Genomic DNA, 14,733 nt, shown 5'->3' on the forward strand with positions numbered 1-14,733 from the left:
AGGAAAGCATCTCTCCTGCCATGGAAAAAAGGCCGCACCTCGACATTCTACTCTGCGCCCCGCGCGGATTCTGCGCTGGCGTCGACCGCGCGATCCAGATCGTGGAACTGGCGCTCGAAAAATATGGAGCACCGGTCTATGTGCGCCACGCCATCGTGCACAACAAATATGTAGTGGAAGGCCTCAAGGCCAAGGGCGCGGTGTTTGTCGAGGAACTCGACGAGATCCCAGAGACCGAGGCACCGGTGGTTTTCTCGGCCCATGGCGTCCCAAAAAGCGTGCCGGCCGATGCGAAGGCGCGCAACATGTTTTTCCTCGATGCCACCTGCCCGCTGGTCAGCAAGGTGCATGTGGAAGCCTCGCGACATTTCGAGGAAGGGCACGAGATCGTACTGATCGGTCATGCCGGTCACCCCGAAGTGATCGGCACAATGGGCCAACTCCCGGCGGGAGCCGTGACGCTCATTGAGACGGTGGATGACGCCAATGCCTTCACCCCGAAGGACCCCGAGACGCTGGCCTTTGTGACGCAGACGACCCTTTCCGTCGATGACACGCGCGAAATTGTTGCGGCCCTGCGGGCGCGCTTTCCGTCCATCAACGGCCCGCACAAGGAAGACATCTGTTATGCGACGACCAACCGGCAGGAGGCCATCAAGGCCGTCGCGCCGCTGGTCGATGCGATGATCGTGGTGGGCTCGCCGCATTCATCCAATTCGCAGCGTCTGGTGGAAGTGGCTTTGCGAAGTGGCTGCCGGATTGCGACGCTGGTCGACCGGGCCAGCGAAATTGACTGGTCATTGTATGGCGACATCACTTCCCTGGGTGTAAGCGCCGGTGCCTCGGCGCCCGAGAGCCTGGTTGAAGAAGTGATCGATGCCTTCGCTGAACGCTATGAAGTGAAAGTGGAAACCAAGACCACGGCCGAGGAAAACATCGCCTTCAATATCCCCCGCGTGCTGCGCAATCTGGAAGCGGCCTCTGGTCGATGAGCCTTGATCTGTTCGAAACCGAACGGCTGGTGCTGTCCGGCTGGCGGATGGACCAGCTTGACGATCTGCTGGCTTTGCACGGCAATCCCAATGTGTCGCGCTATCTGAGCCTGAGCGGGGCGCCCTGGACGCGCGAACAGGCCGAAACCGCGCTTCGCGGCTGGATCGAACTGTTCGAGACCCGGCAATTGGGCAAGTTGAGGCTGACCCGCAAGAGCGACGGCAAGTTCATCGGCCGCGCCGGATATGGCATTTATCCCCGCACCGGAAAACCCGAGATAGGCTACGCCCTGTTCGAAGACTATCACGGGGCGGGCTATGCGACGGAAGCGGCGGCGGGCCTGCGGGACTGGATCTTCCGGGAAACCGCCGCGCCCCATTTCATCGGCTTCGCCGACACCAGAAACGCCCCTTCCCTCGCCGTCCTCAAGAAGATCGGCATGGAAGAAACACATGTCGAGGTCGAGCCGAATGGGCTTACCTGCCAGTTCCATATCTACCGGCGGCCGCACCATGTCTGATGGTGTGATCATCCATACCGATGGGGCCTGCTCGGGCAATCCGGGCCCAGGCGGCTGGGGTGCCATTCTGCAATTCGGGCCGCATCGCAAGGAATTGAAGGGCGGCGAAGCGCTGACCACCAACAACAAGATGGAGCTGACCGCCGCCATCGAAGCGCTCAATGCCTTGACGCGCCCATGTGCGGTGGACCTCCATACCGACAGCCAATATGTCAAGAATGGCGTGCAGAGCTGGATGCACGGCTGGAAGTGCAATGGCTGGCGCACTGCCGACAAGAAGCCGGTGAAAAATGTCGAGCTGTGGCAGGCGCTTGATGAGGCTACAAAGCGGCACACCATCAAGTGGCACTGGGTGAAGGGGCACGCGGGTGACGAATTGAACGAGCGCGCTGACGAGCTCGCCCGCGAAGGCATGGCGCCATTCAAGAAAAAGAAGGCCGAGGGTTTTACCCCGCCGTTTTAGCCTGCTTGGGTAGCAGGCGTTTGACACGCCCCCAGACCGGGCTGATGGCGTATCCCACTACCGGAATGAGCAGGGCACCGAGCGCCAGGCCGATGATGAAGTCGACCAATGCGGTGGCGAGCCATCCGGCGAGACCGGCAACGGCAGGAAACGTCCCTTCGGCCCAATGGGCGGCGGCCTCGATGATGTGTTCGGGGCCGGATACGCCGAATTCGTAGAGTCCATGGACGATAATGCTGCCGCCGACCCAGGTCATGGCAGCGGTGCCAACCAGGCTCAGAGCCTGCATGAAGACCGGCATGGCCACAACAATCCCGCGCCCTATCGCCCGGCCAAACCCGGTGCGTGCCGATCTGGCGAGCCACAGGCCCACGTCGTCAGCCTTGATGATCAAGGCAACCGCGCCATAAACGAGGACCGTAATGCCCACACCCGCGACCGCGAGAATGGCAGCGCGGGTCCAGAAATCGTCCACCTCGATAGCCGAGAGGATGATGGTCATGATTTCGGCGGACAGAATGAAATCGGTCTTGATGGCACCGGCAATTTTCCGCTCTTCGAGCGAGGCCGGGGAGATGGCAGTGTGCTCTATCGAGGCCTCGTGCCTTTCAGCCTCGTGCGGCGCAAAGAGGTGAAAGACCTTTTCGGCGCCTTCATAGCAAAGATAGGCCCCGCCGATCATCAACAGCGGCGTGATCAACCAGGGCAGGAAAACCGACAGCAGCAGCGCGGCGGGAAGCAGGAAGATCAGTTTGTTCTTGACCGATCCCCAGGCGATGCGCCCGACAATGGGCAGCTCCCGCTCGGCCTTGAACCCTTTGATGTAGCTCGGGGTCACGGCCGCGTCGTCGATCACGGCGCCTGCTGCCTTGGCGCTGGCCTTGGCGGCCTGCCCGGCAATGTCATCCAGAGAAGCTGCGGCGACCTTGACCAGGCCAGCGATGTCATCGAGGAACGCGAGAAGGCCGACCGACATGAGACACCTGCAGACTTGAGGACAAGGAGACTGATGAACCGGGCAAACCCCGCCCGGTTCCCTGCCTTAGCCCGCGACCTTCCCGAAATCGGCCACCAGATGCATGGTATCGCGCAGGCGGGCCAAGAGGTTGAGGCGATTGCCGCGGACAGCCGGATCGGCGTCATTGACCAGAACAGCTTCAAAGAAGGCATCGACCGGAGTGCGCAGGGTGGCGAGCTCTGTCATAGCCCCCTTGTAGTCGTCCTTGCTCACATGGGCGGCCACGGCCGCGTGGACAGTATCGACTGCGAGGGCCAGCGCGGTCTCTTCCGACACTTTCAGGGCTGATTGGTCGATGGTACCGGCATAGGTCTTGCCGTCCTTTTTCTCCTCGGCAGCGAGGATATTGGCGGCACGGCGATAGCCGGCGAGCAGATTGGCGCCATCATCGGTGGCCAGCAGGCTGGACAGGGCCTCGGCGCGCTGGGCGATCTGCAGAATGTCGTTGCTATCGGCGGAAATGACAGCATCGACCAGATCGTGCCGAGCACCGGCGTCGCGCAGGGATACCTTCAAGCGATCATGGAAGAAGGCGAGCAGGTCCGGCTCAACCTCAAGCGGGAATTTCAACCCGTTCTCGGTGACGATGCGAATGACACCCAAGGCCGCACGGCGCAGCGCAAACGGGTCGCGCGAACCGGTCGGCTTTTCATCGATCGACCAAAAGCCGGAGAGCACGTTGAGCTTGTCGGCCAAGGCCACCGCGATGGAAACCGGCTCGGTCGGCACGCGATCGGAAGGGCCGAGCGGCTTGTAGTGCATCTCGATTGCCGTCGCGACGGCGGCGGGTTCCTTCTGGGCGGTCGCATAGTAGCGGCCCATCAGGCCTTGCAGTTCGGGGAACTCCCCGACCATGCCTGTGACCAAATCGGCCTTGGCCAGCATGGCGGCACGCTTGGTAAGGTCAATGTCCGCACCAACCTTGGGGGCGATTTCCGCCGCCAGATGAACAAGGCGTTCGACCATGGCAAACTGGCTGCCCAGCTTGGCGTGGAACACCATGTCCTCGAGCTTGGGCAGGCCGTGCTCGAGCGGAATGGCGAGATCCCCCTGATAGAAGAAGGCGGCATCGGACAGGCGGGCGCGAATGACCCGCTCATTGCCCGCAACCACGACCGCGCCGCCATCGGCGGGGATGGTGTTGGAAGTGATGATGAAATTGGGCGCCAGCCTGCCGTCGGCATCGCGCAGGCAGAAGCACTTCTGATTGGCGCGAATGGTAGCGATGATGACTTCTTCGGGTAGCTTGAGGAATTCGGGGTCGAACGAGCCCATCATCACATTGGGCCATTCGACCAGCCCGGCCACCTCTTCGAGCAGACCTTCATCATGGATGACGGTCAGCCCCTGCGCAAAGGCGAGATTGTCGGCGTCGGTGCGGATGATGTCCTTGCGCCGGTCAATATCGAGCACGACTTTCGCGCGCTCCAGGGCGATTTGATAATCCTCCAAGCGCTTCACGCGGATGGCGTCCGGCGCGAGGAAACGATGTCCGAACGTGGTCTGGCCGGACTCCAGACCGGCCGCGGCGAAGGGCACGACGATGGGTTCGTCGTTCTCGGTGCCGAATGTGGCGGTGATGGCGCGTAACGGACGCACCCAATTGAAGCTGCCCGACCCCCAGCGCATGGATTTGGCCCAGCCAAAATCGTTCATCACCTTGGGCAGGATGGTTGAAAGCAGTTCGACAGCGTCCGCCCCGGGCTTCTCGATCACGGCGACATAAAACTCGCCCTTCTTGGGGTCGCTTTCGACCTTGGCTTCGTCAATGGACGTGAGGCCCGCCGAGCGCAGAAAGCCGTCAACGGCCTGTTGTGGCGCACCTACCTTGGGGCCCTTCTTTTCCTCGCGCGTGTCGGGCGAGCGGACCGGCAGACCGGAAACAGATAGCGCAAGGCGCCGCGGTGTCACGAAAGCCTTGGCGCCTTCATAGACCAGACCCGCATCGACCAGCGCATTGGTGACGGCTTTCTTGAGATCTTCGGCCGCGCGGCGCTGTAAGCGGGCGGGAATTTCCTCGGAGAAGAGTTCGAGCAGCAATTCGGGCATGGAAGGCAACCGGTTATTGAAGGCGTGTGCGTGCTTAGCGTGAGGGCGCAGTGATGTCTATTGGCACGGAGGTAGTTTGGCTACCAGCCACCACCACCGCCTCCTCCTCCGCCGCCGCCCGAGAAACCGCCACCGCCCGAGCCGGACGAGCTGGCCTGGACCGGCTGGGCCGCGACCATGGCAGCGGCCATGCCAGCCGAAGCGCCGGACACGGCCTTGGCGATATTGCCCGAATTGAAGGAGCGGCCGCCCGAATACCAGTGCGGCGTATAGGTGCCTTTGTCGGCGTCGCGCACTGCATTGCGGGCCAGCTCGGCCTCGAAATGCTCGGACCAGGGCTTTTCGACGCCCAGTGCTATGGCATAGGGCAAAAGCCGCTCGAAGCGCTCGATCGTCATGGGCGGCTCGTCGACAATGTTGAGCCGGTTCTTCTCGGCCGTTTCGAGATAGAGCTTGAGCCCCTCGATCTGGTCCATCAGCTTGCGGCCCTGCACGGTTGGTGCGCGCAGCAGTACGGTAAAGATCACGCAGATCAGCACCATGGAGCCCGCTGCCAGCGCGGCCGAATTGATACTGATGCTCGAGAACGTCTCAAGTGCGCCCCCCGCAAAGTTGAAGCCGAAGACGGCCACGAAAAACAGGGCTAGGAAGCGCTGGATAGCGCCGCCGGACTTGACAACACCGAAGATGACGCTGCCGATCACGCCGAAGAAAACGCCGGCAAACACCGCAACGAAGAGCCAGACGGGTTCGAGCACATCGAACACCACCATCGCTACGATCATGGCTGCCGCAAGCAGGAAACCGAACCCGGCATAGCCCCAATTGTGGTTGAACCAGATCTTGCGGTTCTCGCTTTCGATGGCGCTGGTGAACTCAGTGCGCTTGGTGCCCAGATCCTTGCCGTTGGCCTTGTTGAATGTGACCGCGCCCTTGCCTTCAAAATAGGAGAACAGCACCTGTTCACCGATGGGCAGTTTTTGGTCTGGCCGCTTGCCGGTCACCGCCACCGTCAAGGTCTTGCCAGGGTTTCGAACTGTAACCAGTCCCTTAACGCCCAGATTGAAGATGGCTGCCGTCATGGCGGTCCAGCCCGAATTGGAGAATCCCCATTTGTGCACGAAATGGGTCAGCGCAGGCGAGAAGTCGCGCGGCGGATGAAACAGCGGAATGATGGCGCCCTTTGGCGGATCGCGCCCCACCCGCATCCAGGCGGCGAAGTTGTAGGCCACGAGCAGGAGGACCGCGAGAACGGGCAGCCAGACTTCGCGCAGGTCCGAGGCGGTTTGCAGGAGGGCTTCCATCCCTTCGGGATAAGTCACCACGCCCTTCTGGAAGGACACGGCGAAGCTCATCCCCTCGCCGGGGTCTAGTTGCCGCTGGGTCCGGAAGATGGCCGTGGTATCGCTTTCGCGAGCCAATGACACATCGCGGCCCGTGGAGCCGGCAACGCCTGTATAAGCGGCCATGTCCTCAATAACAGCGCCGTCCGGCAAGCGCACACGCGCCACCGAGGTCACAATGGGAAAGTCCCAGTAATTGCCGGTGGCGTTCCAATAGAGTTCATCACCGGAACCATCGGCGGTGGGCCGCGCCATGCGGTCCATAGTGTAGGAGATGGTGTAGCGATGCTCGCCGCGACGCAGGAAAACGTCCGGATCACCGATCCAGATGCGACGGAAATCGCCCATGCGCTCCACACGGAACATTTCGGGCTGGCCGCCGCGTGTTACTGCCACGACATCGAGGTCAATGCGGATCTTGTGTCCGCTCTCCCCGATCATGGTGACCGGGATGTCGCGATAGATGCCGCGCCGGATCTGGTTGCCTTCGGCATTGACGTCGATGGTTTCGAGCACACTGACCGACCCGTCGGCCAGCAGTTCGACATCGGAGGCAAAGGCGCGAATCTCCTCGCGCGCCAACGCGGGCACGGCCAGCGCAGCGATCAGCGCGAGGGCAGCAATCAGTCTAGACAGAAGAGGCATGAGGCTTAGAACTTCACCTGCGGGACAGCCCGCTCGGCCTCGTTCTCGAGCTCGAAATACTCGGCCTGCTCAAACTTGAAGGCATCGGCGACCAGGTTGGAAGGGAAGCTTTCCACCTGGATGTTCAGGTTACGCACGGCGCCGTTGTAGTAGCGCCGCGACATCTGGATTTCGTCTTCCACCTGCTGCAAGGCGGTCTGGAATTCGAGGAAAGTGGTATTAGCCTTAAGGTCCGGGTAGGCCTCGGCAATAGCCAGCAGGCGTCCGAGGGCCGCGGAAAGCTCGCCCTCGGCCTTGGCGCGGGCTTCCGGCCCCGCCGAGGTTGCGCTGGTGGCCTTGGCGCGGGCATTGACCACGGCGTCGAGCGTTTCACGCTCATGGGCCATATAGCCCTTTACCGTTTCCATCAGATTGGGGATGAGATCGGTGCGGCGCTTCAATTGCACGTCAATGCCCGACCAGCCCTCGCGCACCATCTGCCGGTTCGAGACCAGAGAATTGTAGATGACGATGGCGTAGCCGGCCACGCCGACAACGACCAGAAGAATGACCCATTCCATGGCTGCGCTCCCTCAAGCAATGTGCGGCGCAAACTGGCATTGTGGCCGGGGCTTTGCAACGACGGTTTGATCGGCGGGCTTGACTTCCCGCCGCCAAGCCCTAGCTTTTAGACTATGAACACGCGCCAATGGCATCGCTGCAGCTTTCTTCACGCAAGCTATCTACCCTAGGCATGCCCGCGCCGGAGCCTGCTTAGGGCTTCTGGACACTTCCGTTCCGCCGCCGGCGCAAAGTTCCCCCATTTAGCAATTCCCCCTGCCAGCGCTGCTCTGATGCGCGCGCCAGGGGCGCTTTCGAAAGGTAAGTCCAATGACTGAAATCCGCCGCGATCTGACCCCGCCGCTCACCCTGGGCAAGGCCGACCATACCAAGCTCTATGCGCTGGGCGAGGCGGCACTCGACCGCAATCCGGACCTGGCCGAAACCCTGCTGACCGAGCTTGATCGCGCCAAGGTCGTTGATGATGCCAAGCTGCCTGGCGGCGTGGTGCGCATCGGGTCGCGCGTGACCTATCAAACAAATGCCGGGCAGGAGCAGAGCGTGACGCTTGTCTACCCCGTGGACGCCGATATCGAGCAGGGCCGCATCTCCGTGCTCACTCCGATTGGCGTTGCGCTGATCGGCCTCAAGGCCGGCCAGTCCATCACCTGGCACGACCGCGCCGACAAGCGGCACAAGCTGACGGTGTTGAAGGTGGAAACGTCGGTAGAGGCCTGACGCTAAGCGGCGCGGTTACTCCGCGCCGCCGCCGGCGGTTTGCAGCCAGGCCTGGCCGCAGGCCTTGGCCAGTTCGCGGATGCGCAGGATATAGCTCTGGCGCTCTGTGACCGAGATTACGCCGCGCGCATCGAGCATGTTGAAATTGTGCGAGGCCTTGACGACGTGCTCATAGGCCGGAATGGCCATCGTCTGACGATTGCCCTCGGCGCCCTTTTCGAGAATGGCGCGGCATTCCTTTTCCGCATCCTCGAAGTGGCGGAACAGCATTTCGGTGTCGGCCGCCTCGAAATTGTATTTCGAGCTTTCCTGCTCATTTTGCAGGAAGACGTCGCCATAAGTGACCTTCTCATCGCCCGAACGGCCGTTGAAGTTGAGATCGTACACGTTCTCGACGCCCTGCACATACATGGCGAGGCGTTCCAGCCCGTAGGTGATTTCGCCCGGCACGGGGGAGCATTCAAAGCCCGCGACTTGCTGGAAATAGGTGAACTGGCTGACTTCCATTCCGTCGCACCAGCATTCCCAGCCAAGCCCCCAGGCACCAAGCGTTGGACTTTCCCAATCGTCCTCGACAAAGCGAATGTCATGGACGGAGGCGTCGAGCCCGATGGCGGCGAGCGAGTCGAGATAGAGTTGCTGAATATTGTCCGGCGAGGGCTTCAGGATCACCTGGAACTGGTAATAGTGCTGCAGCCGATTGGGGTTCTCGCCATAGCGTCCGTCGGTGGGGCGGCGGGATGGCTGCACATAAGCGGCCTTCCAGTGTTTCGGGCCCAAAGCGCGCAATGTCGTCGCCGTATGAAAAGTCCCCGCGCCCATCTGCATGTCGTAGGGCTGCAGGACCACACAACCCTGCTCCGCCCAGAATTGCTGCAGCGTCAGAATCAGACCCTGGAAGGAATTCTTCGGGTCCATGTGGGCGGGGCGAGAGGTCATGTCAAAAGTCCTGCAATGAAGCGGACAAAGCTCTAGTGGGGTGCGCCGGAGTGGTCAATGGCGGTTGTCGGCATCATTCCCGTCCCGCGGCCGATAGGTCCCGTCCTCGCCGCGCTTGAGGTCGATGACGCCGGGCTTGGCGCGTTCGGCGCGGTCGCGTTCGCGGGCAATGCGTTTGGCTTCTTCGGCGTCGTGATTGAACTTGTTGGTCCAATCCCTCCAGATGCGGCGGATGCCGAAATAGATCAGCAGACCGATGGCAGCAAAAATCAGAACGCGCAACAGCATGGCAGGGACCTAAAGACCGATCCGCGCCCACCAGGCGCGATCCTCAAGAGACATTGCGACTTCGTCTAGCATGCCCTGCGCGGAAAATCCCAGCCGGGGCAACGCAAAGAAGGGGCGGCGCGGCGCGATGGGCTTGAGCACCACTTCGGAGCCGAAGCGCTGCCGCAGCACGGCATGCAGATCGCCAACAGCATCGGCAAGGCCCAGTTCGACGCCACGCAGGCCGGTCCACCACTCGCCGGTAAACAGGGTGTCATCATCGGCCTTGAGCCGGCCGCCACGCCCGGCCTTCACATGGTCGATGAAGACCTGATGAATATCGAGCTCGAAGCGCTTGATACGCTCCACATCCTCGGCCTTTTCGGGCAGGAACGGGTCGAGGGTGGATTTGTTGCGGCCAGCCGTGTGCACGCGGCGCTCGATGCCGAGCTTGTCAATGGCGCCGACGAAGCCGAACGTGGCCATGATCACGCCGATGGAGCCAACAATCGAGGACGGATCAACGAAAATCTCGTCCCCGGCCACGGCAATGAAATAACCGCCTGAGGCTGCTGCATCTTCCACAAAGACCAGAACGGACTTGTTGTGCTCATCGGCCAGGTCGCGAATGCGTTTGGAGATCAGCCGGCTCTGCACCGGCGAGCCCCCGGGCGAGTTGATGACAACGGCGACAGCCGGCGCCGACTTCATGGTGAAGGCCTTGGCCAGAAGCGGTTCGACCGTTGCTATGTTCAGACGGCCGGGACGCTGCTCTGCGGCGATGACACCTTGCAGGCGCACGACCGGCACCACCGGCGGGCGGCGGACCAGACGGCTGAGCCAGTTGCGCTTGATGCCTGCAGGTGTTTCGGACATGTCCACTCCGTTGGATTTTCAGGACACTTAGGCAGGCCCGGCGCGTATTACCAGTCCAGTACGCTGACTCCGCGCAAAATGGCGTCGAACTCCGCGGCAAAACCATTTCCCTCGGCGCCATGAAGGGCCCGAGCAGGCAACAGCGTCAGCGGCGCCCGCGATCCTTTGATGCCGCGCACGAGGATTCGGGTCGCGGGTGCCCCGGGCCGCGGGACAAGGGGCAATATGGTGAGATTGCCAAAGCGACGATCGAAGGCCGCTAGCAGCGCGATCAATCCTTCGGCGGGATAGATGAAGATTGCCGTGCCGCCCGCGCTTGCTGCCGAAGCGGCGCATTTCACCCAGGTTTCGAGTTGTGCCATGTCCATATGCCGGGCATCGGCCCTGGCCGCATCCGGCGCCTGTGTGCCCTGCCCTGCCCCGAAGAAGGGCGGATTGGCGATCACGCCATCAAAGGCGTTGTCCACAAGTCCCGCAGCGCGCCGTTCTGCGCCTTTGGCGAGAATATCGAGCGGCAGAACTTCGGCCCTGCCGCTCAGGCCATTGCCGGCAATATTGTCCCGCGCCAGGGCCAAAGTCGCGGTGTCCCGTTCAACCAATTGTGCTCTGGCCGCGCGTCCCATCGTCAGGGCACAGAGCCCGGCCGTTCCCACGCCGGCGCCGAGATCCAGGAGATTCTCTGTTCCTTCGCGCACCGCTGCCGCGAGCAGGACGCTGTCGAGCCCGGCACGGAAACCCGATTTTGGCTGCGACAGAGTGAGCCGCCCACCCAAAAAGGCGTCGCGCGTTATGGTTTGATGTTTTACAAACTGGGTAGGCTGGTCTAGGGACATCGCACCCGGAAGGCTGGTTTTGCCAGAACCATATATGGCTCGGCACGACGGTCTCAACCCGATTTGCCCATTATGGCAACAAGGACTTTATGGCGGTGTCAGTTCTGCCCCAAATCAATCGCAAGCCAGAGATGAACCCGGTGGAACGGCTGATGGCCGCCACTGCGGAGGACATGGCGCGCGTCAATGCTCTCATTCTCGAGCGCGCCGAGAGCCATGTCGATATGGTGCCAGAGTTGGCCCGCTACCTGATCGATAGTGGAGGCAAACGCCTGCGGCCGATGCTGACTGTGGCCGCTTCCATTCTGTTCGGCCAGGGCAAAGGCAGCGCCATCAATTTCGCAGCCGCCGTCGAATTCATGCACAATGCGACGCTGCTGCATGACGATGTGGTGGACGACAGCGATTTGCGGCGCGGCAAGCCTGCGGCCCACATGGTCTGGGGTAACAAGGCCTCGATCCTGGTGGGTGATTTCCTACTCGGCCAGGCCTTTATGATGATGGTCGAGACCGGCGATATCGATGCTCTGGGCGTCCTGTCCTCCGCCTCTGCCGTTATGGCAGAGGGTGAGGTGTTCCAGCTCGCCAAGACCGGTGACCTAGACACGACGGAAGCCGACTATGCCGAAGTGATCCGCGCCAAGACCGCTGTGCTGTTCAAGGCCGCCTGCGAGGTGGGGGCCATGTCGGGCGGCGCAGACGACGCCGGCCGCAAGGCGCTCGCGCTTTATGGTCTTGAACTGGGCAATGCTTTCCAACTGGTCGACGATGCTCTCGATTATGGCGGGCAGTCCGGCACGCTGGGCAAGAATGTCGGGGACGATCTACGCGAGGGGAAGATGACGCTGCCGGTCATCCTCGCTCTCAAGGCCGCCACAGAGAGCGAGCGCAACCTGATCGCTTCAGCACTTGGCAATGCAGAAACGACTGATCTCGAAGTGCATCAGGTGGTGGCCATCTTCAATCGCTACGAGACGCTGAAGAAGACACTGGACAAGGCCCAGGCGCATGCCAAGGCCGCCATCGAGGCTCTGTCGGCCCTGCCCGAGAGCGAGATGAAAACCATTCTCGCCGATGTCGTGGTCCACTCGGTCAGCCGCGCGAGCTAGGCGCTAGAAGTCCTGGCGGTAGCCGAACATCAGCCCCGAGCCGCTCTGCCCGGCGACATGACCGGCGCTGACTGCGTGTTTTAATCCTATGCTCAGCGACGCCTGGTTCGGCAGGCTGGCCTGATAGGACAGCCCCACATCGATCTGCCGCCCTGAGGACGCCAGTTCGGCGCTGGAGGTCTGGTTGACGATGCTGCCATCGGCCAGGCGCGCCACCGGCCGGGTCAGTTCGACAGTGCCGGTTTCGATGCGCAGCGGCTGGGACACTGAAAGGGTCAGGCGGTCGCCCGCTGCTAGTGCATCGGTGAAGCTGGCGCCGATTTCCATGCCCGTAAAGGTCAGCCCGGACAGATCCGAAACAAGACCCTCGCCACCGCCCTGACGCGCAGCGGCGCCATATTCGAACCTGCCGAACAGCGACACGCCTGGCGCCAGTGGCTGCTCCAACCCCAGGTTCACCGCGCCGATGGCGCTGCCAGAACCGAAATCGAAGGCCGTGCCGCCATCGAGCCCCATCACTGCACCCTGCTCCCCGGCCAGCGTAGCGCCGAGCCGAACCTGCCCGCTGCCGAGCGGCAGGGAAAGGGTCATGCCGGTGCCGGCCAGCGCGCCATTGTCCACCGCGCCGTGTTCGGAGGCAAAGCCATAGGCCGTCAACTCGCCGACCGAACCGACCGGCGCAATGGAGGCCACAAGAAGGCTTTCGCCGGCCATCGACAGCACCGACGCCTGCCCCCCGGCACCGGAAAATCCAGTGACGGCACCGGCAAGGTCGCCGGTATGGAAGAGATTGAGTCCGTCCTGGCCCTGGTCGATGCTGGCTTGGCCGGGCAGGCGCGGCAGCACGGTTACGGGAGCGTTCTCGACGGCACTGGCGGATGACACACTATAGGCCCGGTTAAGGGCGTCGAACACGGCTAGCGGCTGCGGGGCGAGCGCGCGATTGAGTGAATCACCAAAGCTCGAAGGCGCCACGATGACGCTGTCGACAAGGCTGTGGCGCTCCGCGCTGGCGACGCTGGCCCCATTGAGCACCGAGACCGAACCGATCGGGCTCAGCGCGGCACGAATATCCATCACGCCATGCCCCCACTCGGTGGAATAGGCGTGAGACGCGCCATTGCCATAGTCTATAATGCCGGCCACCGGCACGCCTTGGGTGGCAAACCAGGAATTGTCCGCACTGGCCAACAAGCGCTGCGCCCATTCGGACGGCGTCATGTCGGGAAAAGCCTCGGCCAGCAGCGCCACGGCGCCAGCCACCTGCGGCGCGACAAATGAAGTGCCAAAGCTGCTCCCATAGGCGCTATCGCTGCCATTCCAGGCGCCAGTGGTGATACCATCGCCGGCAAGGCAGAACCTGGCGGCCAGACCACAGGCGGCAGACAGGCGCACCGCCCGAGTGATGTCGCCGCTGCCATTGACCTCGAAATAGCCATTGGCCGCCGCGATCCAGGCCTCGGCCAGGCGGGATTCGAAATGAGGCAGCGCAGCCATAACGTCGCCTGAAGTCAGGCTGTCATTGTTGGAAAGGGCCCAGACGACAACGCCGGTATTCTGGAAAGTGTCCAACGCGTTGATATAGCTCTGCCACTTGTCCGATCCCTCGCTCCTGAGCACAGCGTTGAGCCCCTGGGCGGTTGTGGCGCCGGGGTTGTTCTTGAGGTAAGTGTCCAAGGTCAGTGACGAGACTTCGAACCCCCACGAATTGTTCTGTGCGACTGCATTCAGGCTTGCAGCGGCAAGAGTGCCGGCCGTGATATTGGCGATGTCGAATCCGGAGCCGGAGGGCGCGAACGATGACAGATGCAGACTGGCACCGGGCGCCACGCCATGTATACCGATCCCGTCCTTCTTGCCCGCGGCCAGCGAAGCCACAAAGGTTCCGTGACCCTGGCTGGTGAACACTCCGGTTTGGCTGATGTTCTTGCCGGACAACTCCCGGTGGGTCAGCCGAAAACCATCATCGATGATGGCAATGGTTTTGCCTGCGCCAGTCAGTCCTGCCGAATGGGCCCAGTTGACGCCATGCAGCAAAAAGGCCGCCGACTGGGTGCCCGTTGGCGTGACGCCACATCCGACCGTAGCGCAGCTTGCATCGCTGGCCCGGAATTCGGCCGAGGCAGCAAAGGCGGCGGCCTGCGCGACATTGAAAGTGACGCTGCGAGCGCCCCAGGCCGCGCTGGGCGCTGGCGTGAAGAAATAGCCCGGAACAGAGCTGGACGCGCTGCTGCCCGAGCCGCCACCGCCCGCCGAACTGCCCCCGCTCGAACCGCCGCTGGACGAAGACGATCCGCCTCCAGAGCAGGCGGCCAATGCGATAGCAAAGCTGGAGGCAGCGGTGAATTTGAGCAGGGTCTGGAAAGGCAATGCTGACGGGATCCGAAAAGTAAGCTCCGC

14 protein-coding genes are annotated in these 14,733 nt (G+C 62.3%); 5 read left to right on the forward strand and 9 right to left on the reverse strand.

The features are described 5' to 3' along the window. Positions 1-20: 20 nt before the first annotated feature. The 3 genes from ispH to rnhA are packed head-to-tail and all read left to right on the forward strand — an operon-like array spanning position 21 to position 1,976. Positions 21-992: a 4-hydroxy-3-methylbut-2-enyl diphosphate reductase gene (gene ispH / locus ACE4RL_RS16245; RefSeq protein ID WP_375598145.1), complete on the forward strand. Its 972-nt coding sequence runs from the start codon at positions 21-23 to the stop codon at positions 990-992. Further along, the gene (locus tag ACE4RL_RS16250) at positions 989-1,513 is read left to right on the forward strand and encodes a GNAT family N-acetyltransferase (protein WP_375598146.1); all 525 of its coding nucleotides are present in this window, start codon (positions 989-991) and stop codon (positions 1,511-1,513) included. Before ispH ends, ACE4RL_RS16250 begins: the two co-directional genes overlap by 4 nt. After that, complete coding sequence (rnhA, locus tag ACE4RL_RS16255; protein WP_375598147.1) at positions 1,506-1,976, forward strand: ribonuclease HI; 471 nt, start codon at positions 1,506-1,508, stop codon at positions 1,974-1,976. The genes ACE4RL_RS16250 and rnhA overlap by 8 nt, the downstream gene beginning before the upstream one ends. Here rnhA and ACE4RL_RS16260 read toward each other — a convergent pair. From ACE4RL_RS16260 to ACE4RL_RS16275, 4 genes are all read right to left on the reverse strand, one after another. Beyond that, positions 1,960-2,952 (reverse strand): DUF808 domain-containing protein, encoded by a 993-nt coding sequence (locus tag ACE4RL_RS16260; RefSeq protein WP_375598148.1) that lies wholly within the window; start codon positions 2,950-2,952, stop codon positions 1,960-1,962. The two genes, rnhA and ACE4RL_RS16260, sit on opposite strands and share 17 nt — an antisense overlap. Before the next feature lie 66 nt (positions 2,953-3,018). Beyond that, positions 3,019-5,043 carry a glycine--tRNA ligase subunit beta gene (gene glyS, locus ACE4RL_RS16265; RefSeq protein WP_375598149.1) on the reverse strand — a complete coding sequence of 675 codons (2,025 nt, stop codon included), beginning with the start codon at positions 5,041-5,043 and terminating at the stop codon, positions 3,019-3,021. A gap of 80 nt (positions 5,044-5,123) precedes the next feature. Next, positions 5,124-7,031 (reverse strand): DUF2207 domain-containing protein, encoded by a 1,908-nt coding sequence (locus ACE4RL_RS16270; RefSeq protein WP_375598150.1) that lies wholly within the window; start codon positions 7,029-7,031, stop codon positions 5,124-5,126. A gap of 5 nt (positions 7,032-7,036) precedes the next feature. Then, positions 7,037-7,591, reverse strand: coding sequence for a LemA family protein (locus tag ACE4RL_RS16275; protein ID WP_375598151.1), 555 nt, complete (start codon positions 7,589-7,591; stop codon positions 7,037-7,039). A 310-nt stretch (positions 7,592-7,901) separates the two neighbouring features. On the opposite strand from ACE4RL_RS16275, the gene rnk reads away from it, so the two are divergent. Next, positions 7,902-8,309, forward strand: coding sequence for a nucleoside diphosphate kinase regulator (gene rnk / locus ACE4RL_RS16280; protein WP_375598152.1), 408 nt, complete (start codon positions 7,902-7,904; stop codon positions 8,307-8,309). A gap of 15 nt (positions 8,310-8,324) precedes the next feature. On the opposite strand, the gene ACE4RL_RS16285 is transcribed toward rnk, so the two are convergent. The 4 genes from ACE4RL_RS16285 to ACE4RL_RS16300 are packed head-to-tail and all read right to left on the reverse strand — an operon-like array spanning position 8,325 to position 11,164. Continuing rightward, positions 8,325-9,248, reverse strand: a complete 924-nt coding sequence (locus tag ACE4RL_RS16285; protein ID WP_375598153.1) for a glycine--tRNA ligase subunit alpha — start codon at positions 9,246-9,248, stop codon at positions 8,325-8,327. Positions 9,249-9,302: 54 nt separating this feature from the next. After that, on the reverse strand, positions 9,303-9,536 hold the full coding sequence (locus tag ACE4RL_RS16290; RefSeq protein ID WP_375598154.1) for a hypothetical protein: 234 nt from the start codon (positions 9,534-9,536) through the stop codon (positions 9,303-9,305). Between the two features lie 9 nt (positions 9,537-9,545). Then, positions 9,546-10,391: a S49 family peptidase gene (locus ACE4RL_RS16295; RefSeq protein ID WP_375598155.1), complete on the reverse strand. Its 846-nt coding sequence runs from the start codon at positions 10,389-10,391 to the stop codon at positions 9,546-9,548. 47 nt (positions 10,392-10,438) lie between these two features. Then, positions 10,439-11,164 (reverse strand): tRNA1(Val) (adenine(37)-N6)-methyltransferase, encoded by a 726-nt coding sequence (locus ACE4RL_RS16300; protein WP_375598156.1) that lies wholly within the window; start codon positions 11,162-11,164, stop codon positions 10,439-10,441. Between the two features lie 149 nt (positions 11,165-11,313). Here ACE4RL_RS16300 and ACE4RL_RS16305 point away from each other — a divergent pair, with 149 nt between their 5' ends. Next, positions 11,314-12,333 carry a polyprenyl synthetase family protein gene (locus tag ACE4RL_RS16305; protein ID WP_375598157.1) on the forward strand — a complete coding sequence of 340 codons (1,020 nt, stop codon included), beginning with the start codon at positions 11,314-11,316 and terminating at the stop codon, positions 12,331-12,333. A gap of 3 nt (positions 12,334-12,336) precedes the next feature. On the opposite strand, the gene ACE4RL_RS16310 is transcribed toward ACE4RL_RS16305, so the two are convergent. Further along, positions 12,337-14,703 carry a S8 family peptidase gene (locus ACE4RL_RS16310; RefSeq protein WP_375598158.1) on the reverse strand — a complete coding sequence of 789 codons (2,367 nt, stop codon included), beginning with the start codon at positions 14,701-14,703 and terminating at the stop codon, positions 12,337-12,339. Between the last annotated feature and the right edge of the window lie 30 nt (positions 14,704-14,733).

The sequence above is a fragment of the Devosia polycyclovorans genome, assembly GCF_042181575.1.
GTDB lineage: Bacteria > Pseudomonadota > Alphaproteobacteria > Rhizobiales > Devosiaceae > Devosia > Devosia polycyclovorans.

Excerpts from the sequence above, each read along its gene's own strand:
- ispH (WP_375598145.1), top strand. The coding sequence starts at position 21 with ATGGAAAAAAGGCCGCACCTCGACATTCTACTCTGCGCCCCGCGCGGA.
- ACE4RL_RS16250 (WP_375598146.1), top strand. The coding sequence starts at position 989 with ATGAGCCTTGATCTGTTCGAAACCGAACGGCTGGTGCTGTCCGGCTGG.
- rnhA (WP_375598147.1), top strand. The coding sequence starts at position 1,506 with ATGTCTGATGGTGTGATCATCCATACCGATGGGGCCTGCTCGGGCAAT.
- ACE4RL_RS16260 (WP_375598148.1), bottom strand. The coding sequence starts at position 2,952 with ATGTCGGTCGGCCTTCTCGCGTTCCTCGATGACATCGCTGGCCTGGTC.
- glyS (WP_375598149.1), bottom strand. The coding sequence starts at position 5,043 with ATGCCCGAATTGCTGCTCGAACTCTTCTCCGAGGAAATTCCCGCCCGC.
- ACE4RL_RS16270 (WP_375598150.1), bottom strand. The coding sequence starts at position 7,031 with ATGCCTCTTCTGTCTAGACTGATTGCTGCCCTCGCGCTGATCGCTGCG.
- ACE4RL_RS16275 (WP_375598151.1), bottom strand. The coding sequence starts at position 7,591 with ATGGAATGGGTCATTCTTCTGGTCGTTGTCGGCGTGGCCGGCTACGCC.
- rnk (WP_375598152.1), top strand. The coding sequence starts at position 7,902 with ATGACTGAAATCCGCCGCGATCTGACCCCGCCGCTCACCCTGGGCAAG.
- ACE4RL_RS16285 (WP_375598153.1), bottom strand. The coding sequence starts at position 9,248 with ATGACCTCTCGCCCCGCCCACATGGACCCGAAGAATTCCTTCCAGGGT.
- ACE4RL_RS16290 (WP_375598154.1), bottom strand. The coding sequence starts at position 9,536 with ATGCTGTTGCGCGTTCTGATTTTTGCTGCCATCGGTCTGCTGATCTAT.
- ACE4RL_RS16295 (WP_375598155.1), bottom strand. The coding sequence starts at position 10,391 with ATGTCCGAAACACCTGCAGGCATCAAGCGCAACTGGCTCAGCCGTCTG.
- ACE4RL_RS16305 (WP_375598157.1), top strand. The coding sequence starts at position 11,314 with ATGGCGGTGTCAGTTCTGCCCCAAATCAATCGCAAGCCAGAGATGAAC.